A 17,389-nucleotide genomic window follows, 5' to 3' on the forward strand; every position below is an offset into this window, starting at 1 on the left:
AACTCGTATTTTGTCGAACTTTGCAACATTTTGTCTTATGAGATGTTACAATCAAACTTATCTTATTGAACAAAAGGAGCATTTTATGGATATTCAATGGACACAACTTCCCCAAATTAAAACGCTCCAAGTATATGGACCTACCACTCAATCCACGGATGGAATTGTATACGATTCAAGAGATGTACAAAACCAGTTTGCCTTTTTTTGTATTATCGGAGAAGAAACCGATGGTCACTTATACATAGATGAAGCGATTCAAAATGGAGCTACAACGATAGTTGGATCCGATAAAGCTACGATCGAAAAGTACGTACCCTTACATGCCACTATTTCATTTGTATTGGTTCGTAATTCACGTGAAGCATTGGCATTTACAGCCATCGAATTTTATCATCACGCTTCTGATAAATTATTTAAAGTAGGCGTAACCGGTACAAATGGAAAAACTACAGTCGCAACATTTGTCAGAAACTTATTCAACTTGTTAGGTTTGCCTTGTGGAATGCTTGGAACTAATGGCATTTTCACATCAAAAGAAGTCCTTCATATTAAGAAAAGCACACCGACAACGCCGATATCTTCAGATGTACAAGCGATTTTTAGTGAGCTTATCAAACGTGGAGATGTTGCTGCTGCCATGGAAGTTTCTTCAATTGCATTAGATCAATATCGAGTTGGTGGATTTGAATTTGATGTAGCCATTCATACAAATATTTCCGAAGAACATATGGAGTATCACAAAACATTCGACCATTATAAGATGTGTAAACTGCGCTTATTTACTCAAGCAAAAGCAAGTGTAGTCAATTTAGACGATGCTGGCATGAGCAAAGATATTATTCGAGTTGTTCAAGGATCGGTAATCACTTACTCAAATAACATTAATTCCGATGCAGATTTAATTTGGACAAACATCCAGCACTTAGCCGATGGTATGGCATTTGAATTGCTTTATAAAGGGCAATCTTATCAAATTCGCATCCCAATCTACGGAGAATATAATGTTGGAAATTTAGTTTCTGCCATAGGAGCTGCATTATTGGCTAAAATTCCACTTGATAAAATCTTATTGGCTTTGCCAATGATGGAACAAGTTGATGGTCGTTTTCAAGTCATTCATGGACCTGATGATCGGATAATCGTTTTAGACTATGCCCATACACCAGTCGCTTTAGAAGCCATTATGAAAGCTGTAAAAAAATTGCCGCACAAACGGTTGATTACTTTAATCACCGGAATTGGCATTCGAGATTTTGCAAAAATGCCGAAAATGGCGAAAACCGCTGAAGGTAAGACTGACGTCATAGTCGTATCTGTCGATCATCCTGGGGACAATGATCCATGGCAAGTTGTTGATGCTGTGTTGAAAGGTTTCAGACTTCCTTATTTGCAAGAAGTGCTAACTGCTCCGTCTCGTCATGGAGCCGTAAACAAAGCATTAAAGGCAAGTAATCCGGGAGATATCGTTTTACTGACTAGTGGTTGCATTAACGGTGCGCAAATAGTGCGTGGCGAATATATTCCACATTCTGATGAAGACATCATTCATGATTTCTTTTACAATTCAAAACTTAGTGTGTAAAACCTTCTGGCCCTCGAGCCTGAAGGTTTTTTTGAAAGGATGGAAGATGGCATTTAGAGGTGAGCAATCGCTCAGTTGGAATTTTTGTCGTCCAAGTTGGAAAATATCGATGCCAAGTTGGAAAAATCGAGCTCCAAGTTGGAATCACTCCGTTGATTGTGCATTCCAAACACAAAAAAAGCTTCTGGCAAATGCCAGAAGCTCTCTATATCACTATTTTTGATTTTTTTCTTTGCGTTTCGTTACTGCTTCTATATATGCTTTGAATAAACGTTTTGATCCTTCGTCCCCAGCTTGCGCAAATTCCTCAGGATGCCATTGGAAACCAAAAACGAAGGAATGTTCCGTACTTTCAACACCTTCAATGATACCGTCTGTTGCACGAGCCACAACTTTTAATGGACCAGTTACTTCATTAACAGCTTGGTGGTGGAACGAATTCACTCTAAATTCGTCTTCTTGTAGCATTTCGTACATACGGCTACCTTTTTCAACTTTTACAGGATGTGAACGATGTGTTCTTTCCGCTTGTTGTTTATGTTGCATCACTTCTTCTTCACGTTGCGAATGGATACTTTGATATAGCGAGCCTCCAGTAGCAACGTTTAGCATATGCAGTCCTCTACATACACCGATGTAAGGTTTATCAAGTTCCAACATCTTTTGAACAAGTGCATGCTCCATCGCGTCTAACTTTGGAGCAATCTTACCTAAATGTACATGTGGTTCTTGACCATAATAAGAAGGATCAATATCTTCGCCACCTGTTACAAATAGCGCATCGATTTGTTTGCACATTGCCTCTAAATCTTCTCCCGGTACAAGTGGGATTAATAACGGAATTCCTCCCGCTTGCGTAATTACATTAGGATATACAGGCGGCATATAGTAGCTACCATCTTTTTGTACTTCTGCAGTTATTCCAACAATTGGTTTCATCTATATTCTCCGTTCTTTAGTTAGCTTTGCTCTACATCAGAATATACCCTTAATAGCTATATCAAAAACGTAACAATCTATTCTAATAATTTCTTTAATGCGGGATTCTTGTAAAAACTGTTTTTTGAGATGCAGTATCAAAGGTAATGTTAGTGGTAGAATTATATAAATATGACTACTTTCATTTACAATTTCATGTTCACAGAACAATAATGAAAGAAATCCGAAGACGATGACCACGATTTAGAAAAAACAATATTCGACATATGATATTTCTCAAATGTAGAACACCCCTTTACATCAATAAATTTACTATCCATCTTTACAACTCCAGTATATTTTCACTTGTGATGTGAACTTCGAAGAATTATGTATTAATACGTTTGATATTAATCATTATAGAAACATCAAATTCGCAAAGAAAGTTGTGATTCCTTTGGCAGTAAGTACAGATGTTTCGGTTAGAAAAATGACCAGTGCTGATTTTTCATGTTGGCTTGAAATGAGAACCTTATTATGGCCCGATTGCCCAAAAGAAGAACATAAACAAGAGATTTTAGAACAATTGAATTCTCCACAATCATTGCAAGCTTTTATTATTGAACTCCAAAGCGAACCAATTGGGTTTTTAGAGGCTGCAATCCATCAAAATGCACATCAGCAATTTGGACAAGCTGGTTACATAGAAGGATGGTTTGTTAAAGGCTTATATAGAATGCACGGGTATGGAAAGAATTTAGTTGAAGCTGCTGAAACGTGGACTGTTGAAATGGGGTATTCGCAAATTGCCTCTGATACAGAAGATTTTAATGTAGGAAGCATCGTCGCTCATAAAAAATTAGGATACATTGAACAATTTCGTGCAGATGGCGAAGTGAAATTTATAAAGTCAATACATTAAAAGAGTGCTAGCTGTGCTCTATTTTGATATGTGTTGAATTTTTTTCGTTGGTTACTAATCTTTTAGAGCCTTTCTTTCGTATTCTATATAAGGACTTAGAAAATGAGGTGTGTAGGATGAAAACAATTATTATGTTTTTATGTATGGCAATGAGTTTATTTACATATTCAGCCATCGTAGATGCACATGCGGATTTAGCTTCGAGCTCTCCTGCTGACGGAGCCATTTTGGAAACTGCACCTTCAGAAGTAGTGCTTACGTTTACTACGACAATAGACAATCAAGTATTTGAAATAGATGCCTTAAATGTTAAAGGTGCCTCTTTAGTAAATGGAGTACCTCATTTAAGCTTGGCAAGAAATGAGTTAACCCTTCCTCTTTCTGATCAAATAAGTGGATTAGTAACCATTCCTTATTCAGTCATCTCTAAAGATGGCCATCCGATTGAAGGAAGTATTTCTTTTACAGTCGAAGCTAAAGAAACACCTCCAGCTTCTTTAAATGAGGCCAATGAAAATCCGGTAGTCGTATCATCAATTATTGAAGAGACTGAGAATGCTGATAAGACTGAAACATCTTCTTCAAATGAAACAGTTGAACAATCTTCAATGACGAAGGCATCAGCAAAAGATATGAACCAAGATGCAAGTGAACAAACTGCTACTCCCCTTTCTTCTATAATTAAGTCAGTATATTTACTGTCATTATTATTATTAACAGGTTCATTATTATGGAGATTCCAGGGACACAAAGTTCCTTACTTAGCGAACATGCAATTGCTTCATTTGGCATTGCTTGGTCTTTTCACTTGGTCACAAGCTCGTAACTTTACTCGTGTTTTTGAAGGTGTGTCATGGCAAGATTTATTTCTTCGAACAGAGATTGGCCAATTTTGGACAGCAGCTCTTGTAATCACAGTTTTGGGTCTATATATTGTAGGACGTAATCGATATGTAAATCTTGCATGGTTATCAGGAATTTTAATGGCAAAAAGCTTAAACAGTCATGCAATTGCTACGGATATACCTGCTTTAACAGTTGGCTTGAATTTCATCCATTTATTGTTGTCAGCACTTTGGATAGCAGGTTTATTTTATGTCATTATTTTGTGGAAAAAAGGAACGGCTAAAGCGTTTATTCCCACTTTTTCAAAAACCGCCCTGCTTAGCATCATTAGTTTAACAGTTACGGGTAGTATTTACGCTTGGCTACTAGCTCCATCCATTTCAGCTTTATGGACCACAACTTGGGGGTACTGGTTAATTGCGAAAATTGTCGCTGTCATTGGGGTGTTCATCTTAGGAGCTTTCATTCGACGTCATATGAAGAAAACTGATTCACTTTCAGAGCGACGCTACCTTTACTTTGATGTGGTTCTTGCTATCACAATTCTACTTATTGTAGGTGTGTTAACACAACTTAGCTCTTCAATATAGGCAAACGTCCAACTCCGCCCATTCTTCATGAATACGTTATTGAAGAATGGATGTGAATTCATGGGCGAGCGAAAAAAAACCAGATCTTGTCAATGTGCGGCATGTAAAGAAAGACGAAGTTCAAGAGTATACTCCCAACGAGAATATGTTGGAACTCAAGGTGGGCACGGTGAAAACGAATCTCCTAGAATAGATGGTGAAATTGGTTCATCTGGCATTCCTGGTGTCGAAGGAACTCAAGGAAAACCTAGCTTTCCAGGCGAAGCAGGGCCACAAGGTGTTCCGGGCATTCAAGGTAAAATGGGGTCTCAAGGTCTTACGGGCAAACAAGGTGAAACTGGACCTCAAGGTATTCCTGGTGTAAAAGGCGAAACTGGGCCTCAAGGTCTTACGGGCAAACATGGTGAAACTGGTCGCCAAGGTGTTCCCGGCATACAAGGTAAAATGGGGTCTCAAGGTCTTACGGGCAAACAAGGTGAAACTGGACCCCAAGGTCTTACGGGCATACAAGGTAAAACTGGACCCCAAGGTGTTCCGGGCATTCAAGGTAAAACTGGACCTCAAGGTGTTACGGGCATACAAGGTGAAATTGGGCCTCAAGGTGTTCCTGGCATAAAGGGCGAAACTGGGCCTCAAGGTAAAACTGGACCTCAAGGTGTTCCGGGCATACAAGGTGAAACTGGACCTCAAGGTGTTCCTGGTGTATGCTGCGAAACTCGGTCACAAGGTCTTACGGGCATAAAAGGTGAAGCTGGGCCTCAAGGTGTCCCTGGCATCCAAGGTGAAACTGGCCCTAAAGGTGTCCCTGGCATCCAAGGTGACACTGGGAGACAAGGTCTTACGGGCATACAAGGTAAAACGGGGCCTCAAGGTCTAAAAGGCAAACAAGGTGAAATTGGCCATCAAGGTATTCCGGGCATACAAGGTAAAATGGGGCCACCTGGTCCTACGGGCGTACAAGGTGAAACTGGATCTCAAGGTCTTACAGGCAAACAAGGTGAAATTGGACCTAAAGGTGTTCCGGGCATACAAGGTGAAACTGGGCCTCAAGGTCTGACAGGCATACAAGGCGAAATTGGACCTCAAGGTGTTCCGGGCATACAAGGTAAAATGGGGCCTCCAGGTCTTACGGGCATACAAGGCGAAATTGGACCTCAAGGTGTTCCGGGCATACAAGGTAAAATGGGGCCTCCAGGTCTTACGGGCAAACAAGGTGAAAGAGGTCCTCAAGGTGTTCCGGGTGTAAAAGGCGAAAATGGACCTCAAGGTGTTCCGGGTGTAAAAGGCGAAAATGGGCCTCAAGGTGTTCCGGGCACACAAGGTGAAATTGGGCCTCCAGGTCTTACGGGGAAACAAGGTGAAACTGGACCTCAAGGCGTTCCGGGCATACAAGGTAAAATTGGGCCTCCAGGTCTTAAGGGCAAACAAGGTGAAACTGGACGACAAGGTGTTCCGGGGATACAAGGTAAAATGGGATCTCAAGGTCTTAAGGGCAAACAAGGTGAAACTGGACGACAAGGTGTTCCGGGCATACAAGGCGAAATTGGGCCTCAAGGTCTTACAGGCAAACAAGGTGAAATTGGGCCTCAAGGTGTTCCGGGCATACAAGGCGAAATTGGGCCTCAAGGTCTTACAGGCAAACAAGGTGAAATTGGGCCTCAAGGTCTTACAGGCAAACAAGGTGAAACTGGGCCTCAAGGTGTCCAGGGTATACCAGGTGAAATTGGGCCTCAAGGTCTTACAGGCAAACATGGTGAAATTGGGCCTCAAGGTCTTACAGGCAAACAAGGTGAAATTGGGCCTCAAGGTGTTCCGGGCATACAAGGCAAAATTGGGCCTCAAGGTCTTACAGGCAAACAAGGTGAAACTGGGCCTCAAGGTCTTATAGGCAAACAAGGTGAAACTGGGCCTCAAGGTCTTATAGGCAAACAAGGTGAAACTGGGCCTCAAGGTGTCCAGGGTATACCAGGTGAAATTGGGCCTCAAGGTCTTACAGGAAAAAAAGGTGAAATTGGGCCTCAAGGTCTTACAGGAAAAAAAGGTGAAATTGGGCCTCAAGGTCTTACAGGAAAAAAAGGTGAAATTGGGCCTCAAGGTGTTCCGGGAGTACAAGGTGAAATTGGGCCTCAAGGTCTTACAGGCAAAAAAGGTGAAACTGGGCCTCAAGGTGTCCAGGGTATACCAGGTGAAATTGGGCCTCAAGGTCTTACAGGCAAAAAAGGTGAAACTGGGCCTCAAGGTGTTCCGGGAGTACAAGGTGAAATTGGGCCTCAAGGTCTTACAGGCAAACAAGGTGAAACTGGGCCTCAAGGTCTTATAGGCAAACAAGGTGAAACTGGACCTCAAGGTGTCCAGGGTATACCAGGTGAAATTGGGTCTCAAGGTGTTCCGGGCATACAAGGTGAAATTGGGCCTCAAGGTCTTACAGGCAAAAAAGGTGAAACTGGCCCTCAAGGTGTTCTGGGCAAACAAGGTGAAATTGGGCCTCATGGTCTTACGGGCATACAAGGTGAAACTGGGCCTCAAGGTCTTACGGGGATACAAGGTGAAATCGGGCCTCAAGGTCTTACGGGCAAACAAGGTGAAACTGGGCCTCAAGGTATTCCGGGTATAAAAGGTGAAATTGGACCTCAAGGTCTTACAGGCAAACATGGTGAAACTGGACCTCAAGGTGTTCCGGGTATACAAGGTGAAATTGGGCCTCAAGGTCTTACGGGCAAACAAGGTGAAACTGGGCCTCAAGGTATTCCGGGTATAAAAGGTGAAATTGGACCTCAAGGTCTTACAGGTAAACATGGTGAAACTGGACCTCAAGGTGTTCCGGGTATACAAGGTGAAATTGGGCCTCAAGGTCTTACAGGTAAACATGGTGAAACTGGACCTCAAGGTGTTCCGGGTATACAAGGTGAAATTGGACCTCAAGGAACTCCAGGCCATATTGCCAATTTTGCCTATATATACAATACAGGTCTACAACGTGTTTCAAAAGATGCTTCTTTAATTTTTAACAACAACGGCATTCGTACGGGAGGCTTTTTGCATGTTAAAGGTGAAGGGAGCATAGTAATCGAAAAAGCGGGTATTTATGAAATTAATTTCCAAGTTTCTGCTCTGCAACCTAATAAATTCACTCTTTTTGCTGATGGTATAGCAATTCCTTCTACTACTTTTAGTTCCACTATAGACAATCCACAAACTAATGGTCTAACCATATTGTCATTAACATCAAACTGCGAACTAACCTTACGAAATCATACTTCTACATCAACCTATGTGGATCTTCAAACTGATTGGTATGGCGATGATACCATTATAAATGCTGCAATAATCATAAAAAAAATTGCTTAATAATCAAGCGTTGCCCCTAGAGGTAACGTTTTTTTGTGTGTTTGAATTAACAAATGTAGGGAATAATTTTGATAACAATATTTATAGGAGGCTAACAATGACAAAAGATAAATATGAACAAATTCACTCAGAAATTAAAGGACAAACGCAAGATCAACAACCTGGACTGGAAACAGAGATGCATCCACAGCCAATATATGATGATCAAAACTATAAAGGATCCGGGAAATTAACAGGTAAAGTGGCGCTCATTACAGGTGGAGACAGCGGAATTGGACGCGCAGTTGCGGTTGCTTTTGCAAAAGAAGGCGCAAATGTTGCGGTTGCTTATTTGAATGAACATGAAGACGCTGAAAAAACCGTGAAATTAGTTGAAGGATACGGAACAAAAGCAATCAAAATTGCGGCTGATTTAAGCGACGATGAAAAATGCCAAAACGTAGTTGACCAAGTTATAGCAGAATTTGGGCAATTGAATGTATTGGTCAATAATGCAGGAAAACAATTCCCAACAAACGATTTTTTAGAAATCACACCTGATCAATTACAAGAAACATTTTCGACCAATATTTTTTCCATGTTTTACTTAACACAAGCTGCTCTTCCCCATTTATCAAAAGGAGATTCTGTTATCAATACATCTTCGGTCACTGCTTATAAAGGATCGCCAAATTTAATTGATTACTCAGCGACGAAAGGTGCCATCACAACATTCACTCGTTCATTAGCCTTGAACTTAGTTAACAAAGGCATTCGAGTAAACGCAGTAGCACCTGGCCCTATTTGGACACCTTTGATTCCTGCTACATTTGGAAAAGACGAAGTGGCCAAAGCTGGGGATGACACACCTATGGCAAGACGTGGTCAACCCGCAGAAAACGCGCCCGCTTATGTATTTTTAGCATCCACTGATTCGAGTTACATGGTTGGACAAACTATTCATGTAGATGGTGGAGACTTTGTTACTTCGTGACAAGTGAATATAAATCGGTTAAATCCAAACTAATTAAAAACCCATCGAAATGGTTCGATGGGTTTTCCGTATTTCACTTTTATTTTTCACAAGCAATTAAATCTTTATCACGGTCACTTTTCTTATTTAAATCATATAGTTTTTGATTAGCATAAGGTTTATATTTAGTAGCTCCACCTTTATTTTTCACATTAGAGGCGCGAGAAATTCCACCTGGATAATCTTTATTAATTTCTGTACAATTTTTATAAGTTTTATATGTTACTTTTTTTGCTGCGTCTACTTGTGTCGCTCCCATAAAACCTGTCACTAAAACAATTGACAGGAGCATTGCCATTCCCTTTTTCATTTAATAATTCCTCCAAAACTCTCGATTGCCAATATCATACATTAAAAAAGGCCTATGTGTCTATATATATTTTAGATATAAAGTTTTAGTTATAAACAACAAGAAGCCCGCCAAAATTGTATCTTCGGCGGGCTACACTACTTAGTTTGATGTATTAACGGAATAAAACTCATTAATATCTTTGTAATATTTATTTAATGAATGAGTCGACACTTCATACCATTCCGCGATTTCTTTTATACTCCAATAAGGCCCTTCAAACAATTCATGTTCTTGACCAAATCGAATCGCGCCAGCAGCAACAGCCGCTTCTTTTCTAGCGTTTGGTTGGTTAGTGACTAAGTAATCTTCGATAATCGTCAACAAAGGTTTTGGATTGCGGTTTTGATTCTCCAGACGCTCCATAATGTCTATTAAGATGCCTGCTTCAAATTCCGTAAATTCTCCACCACTATAGCCATTTTCTCCAAGTCGTTCCCAAAAATCAATGAGATGTTTTTGTAAAAAGATAGATGGATCTTCTTGAATTGTTTCAGCAATTGATTTTACAAATGAAGTGACAACTTCTGAATGGTCTGTTGGAATGAAAATCAAGCTTGAAATTGCTAAATGGTGATTTTCTTTTAGACTAACATCCGGCAATGTGAAGCAAAATACGTGCACGCCAAGTGGCACAGGTTTTTCGCTCTCACGTTTAAGATAAAGCATTTCGTTCGTAAATATATTTTTGACTAACATAAATTGTTCTTCAATATTCATCACTTCTGCAACAATGACAGTCGGTTTTTTCCACTGTTCTAAGACATTCTCCACAGCTGGTCGAATCGATTTCTTCTGTTGTTTTTCAATATATTTCAACCATATTTCTGGTTTCGTGTGAAAGAAAAATTCATCGATGGCAATAGCTTCAATCATTTCTTCGTGCAAGTATCTATCTAATTTAGATTTCCATTCATTGATTACAGTTAGTAAATCAGCTAAATCTTTTCGTTCTGGATATTCATCATAAAAAGTTTGGAGTACGCGATCTAACTCTTCCGAACGAACTTCTTCAATCGAGACCGCTTCTTTTCGCTCACAACACTTTTTGTATTTCTTCCCGCTGCCACAAGGACACGGATCATTACGTCCAACCATTTAAAACACGTCCTTCAATTATTAAAGTTTACGCCCTAGTGTAACATGCATCCGCCCTCGAATACAGGGGACAAAGGGCGTGGGACTTAGGGAATGCCTATTCTATGAGCGGTTCTGTGTCGACTATGCGCGCTTTTTTGTCGCCTATGAGCGGTTTCATGTCGACTATGAGCGGTTTCGTGTCGACTATGCGCGGATTGATTGATTTGCCTATTTTATGAGCGGTTCTGTATCGTCTATCCGCGGTTTTGTGTCGACTATGAGCGTTTTCATGTCGTCTATGCGTGGATTGATTGATTTGCCATTTCTATGAGCGGTTTTGTGTCGACTATGAGCGGTTTCATGTCGACTATGCACGTTTTCATGTCGACTATGCGCGGATTGATTGATTTGCCTATTCTATGAGCGTTTTCATATCGTCTATCCGCGGTTTCGTGCCGTCTATGAGCGTTTCTATGTCTTCTACTCGCGATTAACTCTTTTCAACTCCATTTCTCCATCAAAAAATCTCGAAAAAAAATCCACTCCGAATCTGGAGTGGTTTTGATATTGTTACATTGCTTTGTGGTTGAATGGGCATTTTCCTTTGATGGGTTCAATGTCGTCTCCGATAAAGAATTGTTTCCATTCGTTGTGATTCGGATCTCCAAAATGACTTATGTCTGGATGTGTAGGTAATTGATCCCAAACCTCAACTCGTTCACGTACTTTTTCACGTGACATGATGCCGCCTTTTTCGGTTCCTTCAAGTCCTTGGAAAATCTTCCGAGGTTGGAATCCTATGATCATTGAGTTCCCTAAATGACGCGTTTTTCGTTGTTTATACGCTGGTGCGTTGCCAAACACGAATATTGGTTCACCCTGGAAGCGGAAATCCCATAAGTGATGTGCGGGATCAAGTGGTGCGTCTTTTGGCCATTCTACTGAATCTACTTCATGTAAATACTGTAAAATGTCCCAGAATTGCTTGCGATATTGTGATAAATCTCCTTCAACTTTAAATGGTTCAACAAAGACAAATAAACCATGGCGTTTGTGTTTAGGGTCTTGGAATAAATCTAAAAACCCTTCCACTATTTTCGGTAAATTAGACCAATCATCTTGTGTGATATAGCCATATCGCAGTTCGCCTTTTAACTCGCCACTCATTCCGAAATAGCAAGGAAATGTTTTATCGATAACTATATTATGAAATGTTTGATATTCATGAAGTAACCATTCTGGTAAATCTGCTCTTGTAGAAAAATCTTCTTTCGTTAGTAAAGCTTGTTGTTTTGTTAACATACATTTTCCACCACCCATACAATTATATGTTACGAAATACCCTTTCGTAATCTTTTTAAAACTAATTTCATCTTAAAAAATCTTTTATTTTTCGAGTTAAAATTCCTTCAAATCGGGAATAACAAGGAGACTAAAACAAATTAATGGAGGAAAAAGGATGAACATGGATAGAATCGATACAATTCAAACGAATTGTCAGAGTGAATATGACGTTTTACGAAAAGTAATCGTGTGTGAACCTCAATTTATGGCCATTGATGAAATTATTAATGATGTACAAAAAAAATATAAAAATGACAATATAAATATCGATCGTGCGTTAATTCAACATAACAATTTTGTTGCCAAAATGCGAGATGAAGGTGTGGATGTCATCACATTAGTCGCCAATTCTTCATTCCCAGAACAAGTATTTACAAGAGATATTGGCTTCACGTTAGGAAACCAAACTTTTGTTTCTGAAATGGCGAGTTCGATTCGTCAAGGAGAAGAAACCGTTCTTCAAAAATGGTTGGACACGCACCATGTACCTTTTCAAAAATTATCACAAAATCATATTGAAGGCGGCGATGTAATCATTGATGGGAAAACCATCTATATAGGTCTAAGCCACAGAACATCTCAATCAGCCATTGAACAGCTAAAAGCTGATTTACCAGATAATGAAATTATTATGGTTCCTTTTGACCCGAAATATTTACATTTAGATTGTGTTTTTAATATCCTTTCTCCAACAGAAGCATTAATTTTCCCTGAAGCTCTTGAAGCGCAAACATTGAACTTCCTTGCAAGTCGTTACCAGCTAATTAAGGTCAGTAAAGAAGAACAATTTACAATGGGCACAAATGTGTTATCTATCGGGAACAAAAAAGTCTTTAGCTTACCGATGAATCATCAGGTAAATGAAGAAATCAGAAGACACGGTTATGAGGTAATTGAAGTGGATTTCTCAGAAATTATTAAGTCTGGTGGTTCATTTAGATGTTGTACGATGCCTATTACACGTGGCTAAATAAAAAGCTTCAGATTTTGGGAATCATAATCGCCAAAAAAGCCCGGTCGCTAAAACACCGGGCTATTCCATTTTGTATTTATATGATACCTTGCCATCTTAAGATGATTTCTGCGATTAAAGCCGAGCCAACAAAAGTTCCAAAAAACACCATCAAAGCAACTATGACACTACGGATTCCAAGTTTACGGAAATCAGCCCAATTGGAGCCTATCGAAATTCCAGCATACGCTAAAATGGGAGTTGCCAAGGCTAATATACTAACTTTTGACGTCCATTCTACGACAAATTCAGATCCTGGTACCCATGGTAATGAAATGATGATTCCTATTAAACCTATATAACCCACTGCGGGTAAGTTTCCAGGAACTATCTTCTCCAGAATTAATCCTATCACACTCACGACGATTAAAATGATAATTCCTGGAATTGCTTCCCAAGGGAGAACTTCATAGCCGATCCAGTTACCTAAAGTCGCAACAATACCGAAAACGCCTAAAACTAATGTCCATTCAGTAATATTTTTAAACATTCGGATTGCCTCCTTTATGTGTTACTGATTTTCGGTTTTTTCGATTTGACATTAGTGTATACAGTTTCTCTGTTAAAGGAAGCCCCACGAAAATACTGAAAAACAAACCTGTTCCTAATGACAATAAGTTACTTGCACCTGCAAAAGCGACAATTTGATCTTCCAATTCAGGGAATGCTGCCACCATCATACTTCCACTTCCTACTCCTGATGCCATAGCGAAAGACAAAGGGTGAATAGGTGAAGTGGTTGCTAAAAAACCAGCGATTAAACCTAAGAAAACTGCGCCAAAAACAGTACCAAAAATATATACAGCCATGACTCCACGAGCTTCTGGTGAGTCAAATCCGAATTTATTAACGATCAAACCAACATTCGGTTCCCTTCCAATTGAGTGAGTCATACCTATGCTCTCTCGTTTAAAACCGAGCAATACCGCAAGAGGTAGGGCAAAGAAAATCGTTCCTAAATTTCCGATTTCTTGTAGAACTAACGCAGGTCCTGCCGCAATTAATGCTTCAATTTGAGGTCCAATTGTCACTCCAATTTTCGCAATCAGTAACGTCACTCCAAGGACAATCAATGGTTCAGCATTTTTAGCCATTTTTTCATTAACAAGCGGTGTAAAGAATAAAGCCAACCCAATAATAAATGCATATACCATCGGTAACAGCAAGATAACCCCTGGTCCTACTTTAAATGAAAACTGTCCTATTGCTTCTGTAACACACACGATGATAAATACTACAGCATGCAATCTCCAATCTTTCAAAATACCCCTCAAGTCTGCCTTCCCCATCAATTCCCCAACTCTCCATTATTTTTCTATAGTAAACTACCAAGCACCAACACTTTACTCGGCCAAAAACCTCTAGAAATAAGACTTTTACTCTTTATTGCTCCATACATTTTTCAATAGCCTGTTTTAAAACATGTGCACTGATGGTGCAATCTGTTAGGGTTGTCCATTCGGCCGGGTTATGACTTACACCATCTTTACTTCGTGTAAAGATCATGGCTACTGGAATGTGGGCACCAAGCATCATGGCGTCGTGTCCTGCACCACTGACGAGATATTGTTTATTGATTTTCATTTCATCGAAAACGGAATTTAATATTCTTGTCATTTCGTCACCAATTGGGACTGGTGCTGTGCGCATTTTTTCGGTTATTGTCACTTCTACATTTCGGGACGTCGCTATTTCTTGTGCTTTATTTACTACATTGGAAACGATTTGGTCACGCGAATGTTCTTCGATATCACGAATATCGGTGATGAGGGTAACTTTCCCTGGAATCACATTTGCACCATTGGGTTCAACTTGCATTTTGCCAACCGTAGCGACTCCGGTAGTACTGACCAATAATGGGGCATTTTCAATATATAAAATGAGTTCGCAAGCAGCTGTCAGTGCATCTTGGCGATCATCCATTGGCGTGTTGCCTGCATGTCCAGCTTTACCTTCGTATATAATTTCTGTCCATGATGGGCCAGCTATTCCTTTGACGATTCCAACAGATAAATTTGCTTGCTCTAGTTTTTTTCCTTGTTCAATATGTACTTCGATAAATCGCTCGATACCCAGATTTTCTCGCTTCGCTTGTGTAAATCCTTCTAATTTTTTGCCAGTAGTCGCTAACACTTCTTCAAAAGTGAATCCATCCGCATCTTTTAATGTAACTTGTGTTTCCATGTCTAGTGCACCTGTCATTGCGCGACTACCGGTTAATCCCCCATTAAATCGCGTGCCTTCTTCATCGGTAAAGATGTAGACTTCATAAGGTTTCGTCGGAGTAATTCCTTGGTCTTTCCATGATTCCGCGACTTCAAGTGCAGTGATGACACCAAGTGGTCCATCGAAGTGACCGCCTTCTGGAACACTATCTACATGAGATCCCGATGCTATTGAATCTGCGTCTTTATTTAATCCGGCTATTCGGCCAACCACATTTCCAGCACCGTCTTGAATAACGCTCATTCCTGCGTCTCTCATCCAATTCATTACTAGTTCTTTGGCTTGTTGCTCAAGAGGAGAAAACCCTACTCGAGATACCCCATGTTGTGAAGTCAGTCCGATTTTTGATAAATCACCAAGTCTCTTCGCAATTCGTTCACCTGAAACTCCATTATGTGACCATGATTGATTGTAATCGGAAAGTAATACTTTTTCTAAATCATATTGAACACCCAAAATCGCTACCCCTTTCTCTATCTTTATATAATTTTTTACTAAGTTTATATTATTCACTTGGCATATAGCCCACCACTTCATTGGTATTAAGATCCACTAAAATCAAAGGTGTACCAACTACAACATTTTCCTTATCTTGAAAAGAAACGGCGGCTACCTCTTTCCCTTCGTTATCAGTGTCCAGCATTTCATAGTTTTCATCCGCTATTATTTTTTCTACTTTTGCGCTTTGCCAATTTCCTTCAGCTGGTTCACTCCACCCTTTTTCCTGGATAAATTCCCATGCAGCTTTTCTTATTGATTCATAACCATCTTCACTTGTATTCTTCACTGCCTTTTCTGCATTGGAACAACCAGCGATTAAACAGAGTAGAATTGTTAAAAACAACAATTTCAGCTTCATGTTTGCGTTCCCCTTTTGTTTTTCTTTCATTTACTGAAGTACAGCAGTTAGCTCTGAAATACATGTAACGATACTTTCTCTTAAGTCTTCATGGGACCAACTTGGGATGTTTCCATGTTGTATGGCAAGTTCATGCGATGCTGGAATGTGAATAAATCCTGATGGGATGTCTAGGTTGTTTTTATTTATATAATGTAGTCCTTCATACATCACGTTATTACATAAATATGTGCCTGCGGTATTTGAAATAGAAGCAGGAAATCCTAATTCGTTCAATTTCTCAACCATTGACCTGATAGGTAGTGTAGATAGATATGCTACAGGACCATCCGGTTGAATAACTTCGTCTCTCGGAGCATGCCCTTCATTATCTGCTTCACCATCTTTTATGTTTATGGCAATACGTTCAGGTGTGATTTTAGTCCGCCCCCCTGCTAGTCCGAGTGAAATGACTGCATCAGGCTTTATATCTTTTAATAACGAGATTAGCTGATTGCCTGAAGACTTAAAATCCACAGTCATTGTCTTCCCCACAATTTGAAAATCCCCTATACATTTTCCGTTTAGTTCCTCTACAATTTTCATTGTCGGATTTACTGTAAATGATAAAAATGGCTCGAATCCTGTTACTAATAAAGTTTTCATAATCATCACCTCATATTTAATTGGATAATTGTAAACCAATTTCCGAATTATCTCAAAATAAACTCACTATGTATTTTCAGAATGATATCCAACTATTTAGACTATATGAACATTACATATATTTGTATTTTTTTATTGATAATAAGGAAAATAATACCTATAATAAATCCTTGTGAGCAATCACAACATTCACAACGGAGAATCGAATGCTTCCATTAAGAAAATTACATGTTGCCGGAAGAAGATCTCTACTAACTAGAACTATCATCATGGCATCTTCTAACTCTCAATTTCTTTCTCTTTTTTACAATATAATGAGAAGAAAATAACTCTAAAAACTCACACTAAGAGTTTAGCCAAGTAAGAGCATCCTAAATTTGAGGGCACTGCAAAAGGGAATGAAATTCATATTTCTTTCTTGAAAGAGAGAGCTTTATTACGAAAAAAAGACTGATTCTCAAATATCTAAAAATACAACCTCTCCTAATCTCAGGAGAGGCTGTATTTTTGATTTAACTTCACGATTCTTTTTATGTTAACAGTTATGGCGGACAAATAAGACTGAATAATCATGCCAAAAAGACCACAGTATTTTGCTGTAGTCAATCCATGGTATCTTTTCAGTTCAGCATTTTTATGTTCTATAATGCCAC

15 protein-coding genes are annotated in these 17,389 nt (G+C 39.5%); 6 read left to right on the plus strand and 9 right to left on the minus strand.

The annotated features are described in order from the left end of the window. Positions 1-85: 85 nt before the first annotated feature. A complete protein-coding gene (locus tag C8K15_RS15260; RefSeq protein WP_108587242.1) occupies positions 86-1,585 on the plus strand; it encodes a UDP-N-acetylmuramoyl-L-alanyl-D-glutamate--2,6-diaminopimelate ligase in 1,500 nt (499 codons plus the stop codon). A 213-nt stretch (positions 1,586-1,798) separates the two neighbouring features. On the opposite strand, the gene C8K15_RS15270 is transcribed toward C8K15_RS15260, so the two are convergent. Continuing rightward, a complete protein-coding gene (locus C8K15_RS15270) occupies positions 1,799-2,524 on the minus strand; it encodes a gamma-glutamyl-gamma-aminobutyrate hydrolase family protein (RefSeq protein ID WP_108587244.1) in 726 nt (241 codons plus the stop codon). Positions 2,525-3,026: 502 nt separating this feature from the next. Here C8K15_RS15270 and C8K15_RS15275 point away from each other — a divergent pair. The 4 genes from C8K15_RS15275 (at position 3,027) to C8K15_RS15290 (ending at position 9,182) form a co-directional block, all read left to right on the plus strand. After that, complete coding sequence (locus C8K15_RS15275; RefSeq protein ID WP_233260518.1) at positions 3,027-3,425, plus strand: GNAT family N-acetyltransferase; 399 nt, start codon at positions 3,027-3,029, stop codon at positions 3,423-3,425. Positions 3,426-3,541: 116 nt separating this feature from the next. After that, a complete protein-coding gene (locus tag C8K15_RS15280; RefSeq protein ID WP_108587246.1) occupies positions 3,542-4,861 on the plus strand; it encodes a copper resistance CopC/CopD family protein in 1,320 nt (439 codons plus the stop codon). Positions 4,862-4,921: 60 nt separating this feature from the next. Further along, the gene (locus C8K15_RS15285) at positions 4,922-8,209 is read left to right on the plus strand and encodes a collagen-like domain-containing protein (protein WP_158268334.1); all 3,288 of its coding nucleotides are present in this window, start codon (positions 4,922-4,924) and stop codon (positions 8,207-8,209) included. 97 nt (positions 8,210-8,306) lie between these two features. Next, positions 8,307-9,182: an SDR family oxidoreductase gene (locus C8K15_RS15290; RefSeq protein WP_108587248.1), complete on the plus strand. Its 876-nt coding sequence runs from the start codon at positions 8,307-8,309 to the stop codon at positions 9,180-9,182. A 79-nt stretch (positions 9,183-9,261) separates the two neighbouring features. Here the strand turns inward: C8K15_RS15290 and C8K15_RS15295 are convergent, their stop codons facing one another. From C8K15_RS15295 to C8K15_RS15305, 3 genes are all read right to left on the minus strand, one after another. Continuing rightward, entirely contained in the window at positions 9,262-9,531 is a 270-nt protein-coding gene (locus C8K15_RS15295) for an excalibur calcium-binding domain-containing protein (RefSeq protein ID WP_108587249.1), read from the minus strand. Between the two features lie 141 nt (positions 9,532-9,672). Then, positions 9,673-10,668, minus strand: a complete 996-nt coding sequence (locus C8K15_RS15300) for a YecA family protein (protein ID WP_108587250.1) — start codon at positions 10,666-10,668, stop codon at positions 9,673-9,675. Between the two features lie 552 nt (positions 10,669-11,220). Continuing rightward, positions 11,221-11,952: a YqcI/YcgG family protein gene (locus C8K15_RS15305; protein WP_108587251.1), complete on the minus strand. Its 732-nt coding sequence runs from the start codon at positions 11,950-11,952 to the stop codon at positions 11,221-11,223. A 157-nt stretch (positions 11,953-12,109) separates the two neighbouring features. Here C8K15_RS15305 and C8K15_RS15310 point away from each other — a divergent pair, with 157 nt between their 5' ends. Beyond that, positions 12,110-12,964, plus strand: a complete 855-nt coding sequence (locus C8K15_RS15310) for a dimethylarginine dimethylaminohydrolase family protein (protein WP_108587252.1) — start codon at positions 12,110-12,112, stop codon at positions 12,962-12,964. 79 nt (positions 12,965-13,043) lie between these two features. Here C8K15_RS15310 and C8K15_RS15315 read toward each other — a convergent pair whose 3' ends face one another. The 5 genes from C8K15_RS15315 to pcp all read right to left on the minus strand — a co-directional run bounded on the left by C8K15_RS15315 (position 13,044) and on the right by pcp (position 16,736). Then, positions 13,044-13,496, minus strand: coding sequence for a hypothetical protein (locus C8K15_RS15315; protein WP_108587253.1), 453 nt, complete (start codon positions 13,494-13,496; stop codon positions 13,044-13,046). Beyond that, a complete protein-coding gene (locus tag C8K15_RS15320) occupies positions 13,489-14,295 on the minus strand; it encodes a DUF3100 domain-containing protein (protein ID WP_108587254.1) in 807 nt (268 codons plus the stop codon). Before C8K15_RS15320 ends, C8K15_RS15315 begins: the two co-directional genes overlap by 8 nt. 94 nt (positions 14,296-14,389) lie before the next feature. Continuing rightward, positions 14,390-15,688, minus strand: coding sequence for a Zn-dependent hydrolase (locus tag C8K15_RS15325; protein WP_108587255.1), 1,299 nt, complete (start codon positions 15,686-15,688; stop codon positions 14,390-14,392). 49 nt (positions 15,689-15,737) lie between these two features. Beyond that, complete coding sequence (locus C8K15_RS15330; RefSeq protein WP_233260519.1) at positions 15,738-16,121, minus strand: hypothetical protein; 384 nt, start codon at positions 16,119-16,121, stop codon at positions 15,738-15,740. Beyond that, positions 16,122-16,736, minus strand: coding sequence for a pyroglutamyl-peptidase I (pcp, locus tag C8K15_RS15335; RefSeq protein WP_108587257.1), 615 nt, complete (start codon positions 16,734-16,736; stop codon positions 16,122-16,124). It abuts the gene before it with no gap. Positions 16,737-17,389 lie beyond the last annotated feature (653 nt).

Source organism: Paenisporosarcina sp. OV554, assembly GCF_003058165.1.
GTDB lineage: Bacteria > Bacillota > Bacilli > Bacillales_A > Planococcaceae > Paenisporosarcina.

Bases quoted from the DNA above. Each gene is read 5' to 3' on its own strand.
- C8K15_RS15305 (WP_108587251.1), bottom strand. From the start codon at position 11,952: ATGTTAACAAAACAACAAGCTTTACTAACGAAAGAAGATTTTTCTACA.
- C8K15_RS15315 (WP_108587253.1), bottom strand. From the start codon at position 13,496: ATGTTTAAAAATATTACTGAATGGACATTAGTTTTAGGCGTTTTCGGT.
- pcp (WP_108587257.1), bottom strand. From the start codon at position 16,736: ATGAAAACTTTATTAGTAACAGGATTCGAGCCATTTTTATCATTTACA.
- C8K15_RS15330 (WP_233260519.1), bottom strand. From the start codon at position 16,121: ATGAAAGAAAAACAAAAGGGGAACGCAAACATGAAGCTGAAATTGTTG.
- C8K15_RS15310 (WP_108587252.1), top strand. From the start codon at position 12,110: ATGAACATGGATAGAATCGATACAATTCAAACGAATTGTCAGAGTGAA.
- C8K15_RS15290 (WP_108587248.1), top strand. From the start codon at position 8,307: ATGACAAAAGATAAATATGAACAAATTCACTCAGAAATTAAAGGACAA.
- C8K15_RS15275 (WP_233260518.1), top strand. From the start codon at position 3,027: ATGAGAACCTTATTATGGCCCGATTGCCCAAAAGAAGAACATAAACAA.
- C8K15_RS15270 (WP_108587244.1), bottom strand. From the start codon at position 2,524: ATGAAACCAATTGTTGGAATAACTGCAGAAGTACAAAAAGATGGTAGC.
- C8K15_RS15260 (WP_108587242.1), top strand. From the start codon at position 86: ATGGATATTCAATGGACACAACTTCCCCAAATTAAAACGCTCCAAGTA.
- C8K15_RS15295 (WP_108587249.1), bottom strand. From the start codon at position 9,531: ATGAAAAAGGGAATGGCAATGCTCCTGTCAATTGTTTTAGTGACAGGT.
- C8K15_RS15280 (WP_108587246.1), top strand. From the start codon at position 3,542: ATGAAAACAATTATTATGTTTTTATGTATGGCAATGAGTTTATTTACA.
- C8K15_RS15320 (WP_108587254.1), bottom strand. From the start codon at position 14,295: ATGGGGAAGGCAGACTTGAGGGGTATTTTGAAAGATTGGAGATTGCAT.
- C8K15_RS15285 (WP_158268334.1), top strand. From the start codon at position 4,922: ATGGGCGAGCGAAAAAAAACCAGATCTTGTCAATGTGCGGCATGTAAA.
- C8K15_RS15300 (WP_108587250.1), bottom strand. From the start codon at position 10,668: ATGGTTGGACGTAATGATCCGTGTCCTTGTGGCAGCGGGAAGAAATAC.